Here is an 8,307-nt window from a genome sequence, read left to right as displayed (position 1 = left end):
TTAAAGTTGTTTTACCATGGTCAACGTGGCCGATTGTACCAACGTTAACGTGGGGTTTTGTACGTTCAAATTTTTCTTTAGACATCTTAATGTTCCTTTATTAAATCACTTCCCTTATGTTGCTAAGGGAAGCGTTACTTTATTTAGATAAAAATTATTTCGCTTTACGAGCTTCAATAATTGCGGTTGCAATATTTGTTGGCGCTTCATTGTACTTCAAGAACTCCATAGAGTAAGAAGCACGACCTTGTGTTTGTGAACGAAGGTCTGTCGCATAACCAAACATTTCTGAAAGTGGAACTTGTGCTTTTACTGTTTTACCAGTTGCAGTATCTTCCATACCTTCGATCATACCACGACGACGGTTTAAGTCACCGATTACGTCACCCATATAATCTTCTGGAGTTTCAACTTCTACTTTCATAATCGGTTCTAAAAGCACAGGTTTAGCTTTCATGAAGCCGTCTTTAAATGCCATTGAACCGGCAATTTTAAATGCCATTTCTGATGAGTCAACATCATGGTAAGAACCATCAAAGATAGTAACTTCAACATCAACAATTGGGTAACCAGCAAGAACACCGTTTTTCATTTGTTCTTGACAGCCTTTGTCAACCGCAGGGATGTATTCTTTAGGAACCACACCACCAACGATTTCGTTGTTGAATTTGTAGCCTTCGCCACCCGCTTCCAATGGTTTGATTTTTAACCATACATGACCGTATTGACCACGACCACCAGACTGACGAACAAATTTACCTTCTTGTTCTACTTCATTGCGAATTGTTTCACGGTAAGCAACTTGTGGTTTACCAACATTTGCTTCCACTTTAAATTCACGTTTCATACGGTCAACGATGATTTCTAAGTGAAGCTCACCCATACCAGAAATGATAGTTTGACCAGATTCTTCATCAGTGTGAACACGGAATGAAGGGTCTTCTTGTGCTAGTCGACCTAAAGCAAGCCCCATTTTTTCTTGGTCAGCTTTGGTTTTTGGTTCAACAGCAACCGAAATTACCGGCTCTGGGAATTCCATTCTTTCAAGAATAATTGGTGCGCTTTCAGCACAAAGTGTATCACCAGTTGTAACATCTTTAAGACCGATTGCAGCAGCGATGTCACCAGCGCGAACTTCTTTGATTTCTTCACGTTTGTTAGCGTGCATCTGAACGATACGACCAAAACGCTCTTTTTTATCTTTAACAGAGTTAAGAACGGTATCTCCAGAATTAACCACACCTGAGTAAACACGGAAGAAGGTTAAGTTACCCACAAATGGGTCAGTTGCGATTTTGAACGCTAATGATGAGAATGGTTCGTCATCACTTGAGTGACGCTCAGCCGCTTCACCATTTGGTAGTTCACCTTTGATTGCAGGTACGTCAGTTGGTGCAGGTAAGTACTCAACAACTGCATCAAGCATGAATTGAACACCTTTATTTTTAAAGGCACTACCACAAGTTACTAAGATGATTTCATTAGCAAGTACGCGTTCACGTAACGCTGCTTTAACTTCTTCTTCTGTTAATTCTTCACCACCAAGGTATTTTTCCATTAACTCTTCACTTGCTTCAGCAGCAGCTTCGATTAGGTATGAACGCCATTCTTCAACTTGTTCAGCCATATCAGCTGGTACATCTTCATAAGTGAAAGTTACACCTTGATCCGCGTCGTTCCAGTTAATTGCTTTACGTTTAAGTAAATCAACAACACCAGTAAATCCTTCTTCAGCACCGATTGGTAAAACTAAAGGCACAGGAACTGCTGCTAAACGCGTTTTGATTTGATCAACAACGCGTAGGAAGTTAGCACCCATACGGTCCATTTTGTTGACAAATGCAATACGTGGAACTTTATATTTGTTTGCTTGACGCCATACTGTTTCTGATTGTGGTTGAACACCACCAACCGCACAGTAAACCATCACAGCACCATCTAAAACACGCATAGAACGTTCAACTTCGATTGTGAAGTCAACGTGTCCCGGGGTGTCGATGATGTTGATACGGTGTGGTTCAAATTGTTGACCCATACCAGACCAGAATGCTGTTGTTGCCGCAGACGTGATAGTAATACCACGTTCTTGTTCTTGTTCCATCCAGTCCATGGTTGCTGCGCCATCATGAACTTCACCAATTTTATGACTAACACCAGTATAAAACAAAATACGTTCAGTCGTTGTTGTTTTACCTGCGTCAATGTGCGCACTAATACCGATGTTACGGTAGCGTGCTATAGGGGTTGTACGAGCCATATTAATCCTCTGTTTAGAATCGTTTGCTTAACAATATATCATTTAGGTTGACTGAAAGCAGATAAGGGCTTTCAGTCTTAATTCAAGTCACTTATATAAGTGCGAATATTACCAACGATAGTGTGCAAACGCTCTATTAGCTTCAGCCATACGATGAACATCTTCGCGTTTTTTCACAGCGGTACCTTTGTTTTCAAAAGCATCCATAAGTTCATTCGCTAGGCGTAAAGCCATTGATTTATCGCCACGTTTACGAGCTGCATCCACAATCCAACGCATTGCAAGTGCATTACGACGAACTGGACGCACTTCAACAGGAACTTGGTATGTAGAACCACCAACGCGACGAGACTTAACTTCTACAGTTGGTCTTACGTTATCTAGTGCAACTTCGAAAGCTGCTAAGTGGTCTTTTCCACTACGCTCAGCTAATTTATCAAGAGCTGAATATACGATTGATTCTGCGATAGATTTTTTACCATCTATCATTAAAATATTTACAAATTTCGCCAGTAACTCTGAACCGAACTTCGGATCAGGAAGAATTTTTCTTTGACCGACAACATGACGACGTGGCATTGGAATACTCCGTTTATATGTTATAAATTTTTCAGGTTTACCCAAAACTCAAATGAGTTAAATGGAATGATATAGTTTGGCCTTACTTAACGGAGTTCCATTAAGCTTTAGGTCGTTTTACACCGTATTTAGAACGGCTTTGTTTGCGGTCTTTAACACCTGCACAGTCTAATGCACCGCGAACAGTGTGATAACGCACACCTGGTAAGTCTTTAACACGACCACCACGAATTAAAATTACGCTATGCTCTTGTAGGTTATGACCTTCACCACCAATGTAAGACGTTACTTCAAAACCGTTAGTTAAGCGTACACGACATACTTTACGTAATGCTGAGTTTGGTTTTTTCGGTGTAGTTGTGTAAACACGAGTACAAACACCGCGTTTTTGCGGGCATGCTTCAAGCGCAGGAACGTTGCTTTTCGCTTCCTTTAGTGCTCTTGGTTTGCGTACCAGCTGATTAATTGTTGCCATTAATAAGCTCCTGATTAATTAAAATAAATTTAAAATTGCTTTTTAGATACGTAATTAATAACTGTAGACCAAAACCTATTTTATATAAGTTTTGGGTCGCAAGATTCTAGACCCCAAGGAAGACAATGTCAAGTTTTTACGAACATTAAGCGCTTGATTTTGAGTTTAATTATTACTAAATAATGATTCTATTTTAATGGGAGTATTGGTCGGTATTTTTAGCTGTGAGGTTTGAAAAATCGGTATTTTTATTGGCTGTTTTAACCTATTTTGTCTTTCCCCCACCTAATTGTGGGTGGGGGAATTACTTATTAATGATGATCAATAAAGATAAATTTTAAAGCAAAAAGTAGTGCAAAAATAATCACACAAAGATTTAGATCTTTAAATTTACCCGTAAAGGTTTTTAGTACGACATAGGAGATAAAACCAAGTGCAACACCTTCAGTGATGGCAAAAGCAAACGGCATCATGATTGCAGTAATAAAAGCTGGTGTTGCTTCGGTTAAATCAGACCAGTTAACTTTCACTAAGCTTGACACCATTAAAATGCCAACAAAAATAAGTGCGCCTGATGTTGCATAGGTAGGGACTAAATGCGCTAGTGGTGATAAAAATGTCACTATTAAAAATAATATACCGACAACAACCGCAGTTAACCCTGTACGTCCACCGACTGAAATACCCGCTGAACTTTCGATATAAGTTAATACTGATGATGTCCCAAATAATCCACCTAAAGAAGAGCTAAAACTGTCGATTAAGAGTGCTTGACGCATTTTAGGGAATCGGCCTTTTTCATCACTAATTCCTGCTTTGTCTGTTAGCGCTAAGATGGTGCCTGAAGAATCGAATAAACTGACAATCATTATCGAAAATATCACACCCATAATACCAATATTTAGTGAACCAGCCAAATCAACATGGCCAACAACGCTAGTCACACTAGGTGGCATAGATATAAGACCTTGGTAACTGATATTTGGATCAAGCCATAATGCAAGCAGTGTTACCACCAAAATCGAAATTAATACGGCAGCGTGAAAGTTGCGAGCGGCTAAAATAACAATAATGAAAAAACCAAGCGAACCTAACAAGACTTTAAGCGATAAAATATTGCCCATGGTCAGTAATGTTGCGGGTGATGCAACGACAATGCCCATGTTTTGAAAGCCCATAAAAGCAATAAATAACCCAATACCAGCGCTAATGCCTACACGTAAGCATTGTGGAATGTGCTCAATTAGCCAGTGACGAACTTTAAATAGTGACAACGCAAAAAAGATTAATGAACCCCAAAATATGGCACCCATACCCACTTGCCAAGAGTAGCCCATTGCACCACATATTCCATAGGCAAAAAAGACATTAAGTCCCATAGCAGGAGCGAGTGCTATAGGTAAGTTAGCAAATAAGCCCATTAAAATTGTGGAAAAAGCAGTAATTATACAAGTTAGTACAAACACCGCAGATTTATCCATGCCGGTTGCTGATAAAATTGAAGGGTTTACAAAGATGATATAAACCATTGTTAAGAAGGTGGTGCAACCAGCGATAATTTCAGTACCGACTGTGGTTTTTTTTTCTTTCAATTGAAATATTTTTTCGAATATAGAATTCATAAGTTAAAGCCCAATTGTTATTGATAAGTATGAGTGAAAGTTTGTAACGTGTATTACCTATTTTTTACCCAAAAAATAAAAAAAGATGAGAAGTCATTACCCCACACCTTTTTTATAAATAAAAATTTTACCGGTTTATTATTGTCAGTTATTTATTTTGGTCAAGCGTTATTCTACTCGTTGTCATGCACTAGCCTTAAAACTAAGACGATACTGAATCAGTTTTATTTAATGTAATTTTTACTTTCAGGATGCGATGACTTTCTACTTCGGCAATTTCAAATAAATAACCATCAATCTCGATTTTTTCGCCAACATTAAGAAGATGTTGTGCTTTTTCCATTAATAGTCCTGCAAGCGTATGATATTCACGTTTATCATCGATAGGAATTGGCACAAATCTGACGAGTTCTTCAACTGGAATATAGCCATTAGCAATCCAAGTGTTATCGTCTAGGCATTGAATATCGTGTTTAGCGTCAATTTCCTCTTCTTCAGTTGGAAAATCACCCGCAATGGTTTCGATAATGTCTGTTACCGAAACAACCCCTTGCATTGAGCCAAATTCGTCAACTACAAAAGCAAAGTGAGTTTTGGCTTGTTTAAATTGATCTAATGCAACCAGTAACGATACCGTTTCAGGAAAGATCAGCGGTTGTTTGATAAGCGAGTGAATATCAATAGGTTCTTTATTTTGTAGTATATCTTTTAATAGATCATTAACTTGGATAATACCTAGTGGTTCATCGATTGAGGCATTATCGGTAACGACTAAACGTGAGTGTGGATTTTCAAAAATTTCTTTGATAATAATGTCACGCTCATCATTAATATTGATCATATCCACATTGAGTCTTGATGTCATTATGCTACTGACTGAGCGTTGCGCAAGACCAAGGACTCGTTCAACCATACTTAATTCTTGATGATTAAACACAGGTTCTTTTTTGTTGGTATCAGAAGCTACATCCACAGCGTTAATATCTGGGTCTTCTTCGGCATCGCCTTTCAGTAGGTGTAAGATTGCTTCGGCAGTACGTTCTCGTAATGGTTTTTTATTTAATGCTTTTCGACGGTTAAAAATAGCTAATTGATTGAAAAACTCAATCATAATAGAGAAGCCAATCGCTGCATATAGATAGCCTTTTGGAATCATAAAACCAAAACCTTCGGCAACCAGACTAAAGCCAATCATCAATAAAAAGCTTAAACAAAGAATAACAATAGTTGGGTGAGCATTGACAAAATAGGCAAGTGGTTTACTTGCAACCATCATAATAGCAATAGCAATACACACCGCAATAATCATGACGGGAATATGTTCAACCATTCCAACCGCTGTAATGACTGAGTCTAACGAAAATACCGCATCAAGTACGACTATCTGTGCTACAACAGTCCAAAAGTGTGAGGTTTTTTTCGGTTTACCGTCTTCGTGTGATGACCCTTCAAGACGTTCGTTGAGCTCCATTGTTGCTTTAAATAGTAAAAATACTCCACCGATTAACATAATCAGTTGGCGCGCATTAAAGCTAATTCCGGATATCGAAAATAATGGGGTTGTGAGCGTAACTAACCAACCTGTAAACATTAATAACAATATTCGTGTAATTAATGCAAAGGCAAGACCAGTAACGCGGGCTTTATCTCGTTGATGGGGTGGAAGTTTCTCGGCAAGGATGGCAATAAAAACAATGTTATCAATACCAAGGACGATTTCAAGTACAACCAGAGTGGATAAGCCAATCCAGATTGTAGGATCCATGATCCATTCCATATGTCAGGTGATTACCTCTAATAAATACAGCACATGCTGCACTGTAATTCTGTCTGTAATTTATTAAATAATCAATAAAATATTTATAAAAATTACCTATTTTGTCAAAAATCTTCAGGGAAGGTATGCATTTTAGTATAAAATTAACTTCGCCAAAAAGTAGGCGTAAATAAAACCAGTAAGGTAAATATTTCTAAGCGCCCAAACAACATATCAACAACCATTACCCATTTAACAACATTACTTACGCTAGCAAAAGTGTCGCTTACATTACCAAGCCCTACACCTAAATTATTAAGTGATGAAGCAACAATGTAAAAAGAATTAGTTGCATCAATACCCGTTGCCATAATAATAAATAAGCTGACTAAAAAGACTAATGTATAGGCCGAAAAAAATCCCCAAACAGCCTCAATAATACGTTCAGGAACAACACGATTATTTAATTTTAAGGTATAAATTGCGTTAGGGTGAATAAGGCGTTTTAATTCACGCGAGCCTTGCATAAACAAAATTAACACACGAACCACTTTTAATCCGCCACCTGTAGAGCCTGCGCAACCACCAATAAATGATGCACATAATAAGAATATAGGTAATGATGACGGCCATGTGTTGATATCATCGACGGTAAATCCGACTGTTGCTGTTATCGATACAACTTGCAATACTATTTTATCTATACTTAATTTTCGTTCTGGTTGATAAACATAAATGCCAAATGCACAGATGGCAATTAAAATCGCTAAAATAAAAATAAAGGTTCTAAACTCTTGATCCCGCCAGTAAACTTTAATTGAAAACCCGCTTAATGCGGCAAAATGTAGTGCAAAATTACAACCTGATAAGATTAAAAAGAGGGTGATAATATAATTAATTGTAGCGCTATTGAAATAAGCAAGGTTATCATCGTGCGTTGAAAAACCACCCATTGAAATGGTTGAAAAGCTATGTGAAATGGCATCAAAAACATTCATACCCGCAAACCATAAACAGATCGCACAAAGCGTAGTAAGCAAAATATAAATTGACCAAAGTGTTTTTGCTGTTTCGGCAATACGAGGGCGCATTTTGCTGTCTTTTTGTGGACCAGGAATTTCGGCTCGATAAAGTTGCATTCCCCCAACGCCCAATAAAGGTAAGATGGCAACAGCAAGCACGATAATCCCCATACCACCAAGCCATTGCAATAACTGACGGTAAAAAAGTAACGCTTTAGGTAGATGATCTAATTTAACAATAGTGGTAGCGCCGGTGGTAGTTAAACTTGAAAATGATTCAAAAAATGCGTTGGTTAAATTTAGATTGATATGCGTATCAAAGATAAAAGGAAAAGCGCCGATTGTACCTAACACAACCCAAAATAGCACAACGATAAGAAAACCTTCACGGCTATTTAGTTCGTGGCGATGATGGCGATTAGGCAACCATAATAAACATCCTAAAATCAGTGCTGCAAAAAATGAGCGCACAAAGATTGCACCAGCGCCATCACGATAGATTAATGCCACTAGTGCCGGTAATAGCATGAATATCGATAGCAGGGCAATTAATAATCCAATGATTCGAATAATGGAGCGCCAATGCATCATAATAA

The 8,307-nt window shown here is 38.1% G+C and carries 7 protein-coding genes; all 7 read right to left on the bottom strand.

Features of this window, described 5'->3' with window-relative positions; translation table 11 throughout:
- A partial coding sequence (locus GQ594_RS10590) for a GTP-binding protein (RefSeq protein ID WP_010312103.1) occupies nucleotides 1-85 on the bottom strand: 85 nt, incomplete at its 3' end.
- Between the two features lie 69 nt (nucleotides 86-154).
- Nucleotides 155-2,257 carry an elongation factor G gene (fusA, locus tag GQ594_RS10585; RefSeq protein ID WP_160401628.1) on the bottom strand — a complete coding sequence of 701 codons (2,103 nt, stop codon included), beginning with the start codon at nucleotides 2,255-2,257 and terminating at the stop codon, nucleotides 155-157.
- 108 nt (nucleotides 2,258-2,365) lie between these two features.
- Nucleotides 2,366-2,836, bottom strand: a complete 471-nt coding sequence (rpsG, locus tag GQ594_RS10580; protein ID WP_034915550.1) for a 30S ribosomal protein S7 — start codon at nucleotides 2,834-2,836, stop codon at nucleotides 2,366-2,368.
- A 100-nt stretch (nucleotides 2,837-2,936) separates the two neighbouring features.
- On the bottom strand, nucleotides 2,937-3,311 hold the full coding sequence (gene rpsL / locus GQ594_RS10575; RefSeq protein ID WP_034883792.1) for a 30S ribosomal protein S12: 375 nt from the start codon (nucleotides 3,309-3,311) through the stop codon (nucleotides 2,937-2,939).
- A gap of 311 nt (nucleotides 3,312-3,622) precedes the next feature.
- Complete coding sequence (locus tag GQ594_RS10570; RefSeq protein ID WP_160412443.1) at nucleotides 3,623-4,933, bottom strand: NCS2 family permease; 1,311 nt, start codon at nucleotides 4,931-4,933, stop codon at nucleotides 3,623-3,625.
- Between the two features lie 202 nt (nucleotides 4,934-5,135).
- Nucleotides 5,136-6,710 (bottom strand): TerC family protein, encoded by a 1,575-nt coding sequence (locus GQ594_RS10565; RefSeq protein ID WP_160401630.1) that lies wholly within the window; start codon nucleotides 6,708-6,710, stop codon nucleotides 5,136-5,138.
- Between the two features lie 143 nt (nucleotides 6,711-6,853).
- Nucleotides 6,854-8,299, bottom strand: a complete 1,446-nt coding sequence (locus GQ594_RS10560; RefSeq protein WP_160412469.1) for a TrkH family potassium uptake protein — start codon at nucleotides 8,297-8,299, stop codon at nucleotides 6,854-6,856.
- Nucleotides 8,300-8,307 lie beyond the last annotated feature (8 nt).

This window comes from Gilliamella sp. Pra-s52 (assembly GCF_009795805.1).
Lineage (GTDB): Bacteria > Pseudomonadota > Gammaproteobacteria > Enterobacterales > Orbaceae > Gilliamella.
The sequence above is the reverse complement of the archived record's forward strand: the minus strand, read 5'-3'. Positions and strand labels throughout refer to the sequence as shown.

Excerpts from the sequence above, each read along its gene's own strand:
- GQ594_RS10565 (WP_160401630.1), bottom strand. The coding sequence starts at position 6,710 with ATGGAATGGATCATGGATCCTACAATCTGGATTGGCTTATCCACTCTG.
- rpsL (WP_034883792.1), bottom strand. The coding sequence starts at position 3,311 with ATGGCAACAATTAATCAGCTGGTACGCAAACCAAGAGCACTAAAGGAA.
- GQ594_RS10560 (WP_160412469.1), bottom strand. The coding sequence starts at position 8,299 with ATGCATTGGCGCTCCATTATTCGAATCATTGGATTATTAATTGCCCTG.
- rpsG (WP_034915550.1), bottom strand. The coding sequence starts at position 2,836 with ATGCCACGTCGTCATGTTGTCGGTCAAAGAAAAATTCTTCCTGATCCG.
- GQ594_RS10570 (WP_160412443.1), bottom strand. The coding sequence starts at position 4,933 with ATGAATTCTATATTCGAAAAAATATTTCAATTGAAAGAAAAAAAAACC.
- fusA (WP_160401628.1), bottom strand. The coding sequence starts at position 2,257 with ATGGCTCGTACAACCCCTATAGCACGCTACCGTAACATCGGTATTAGT.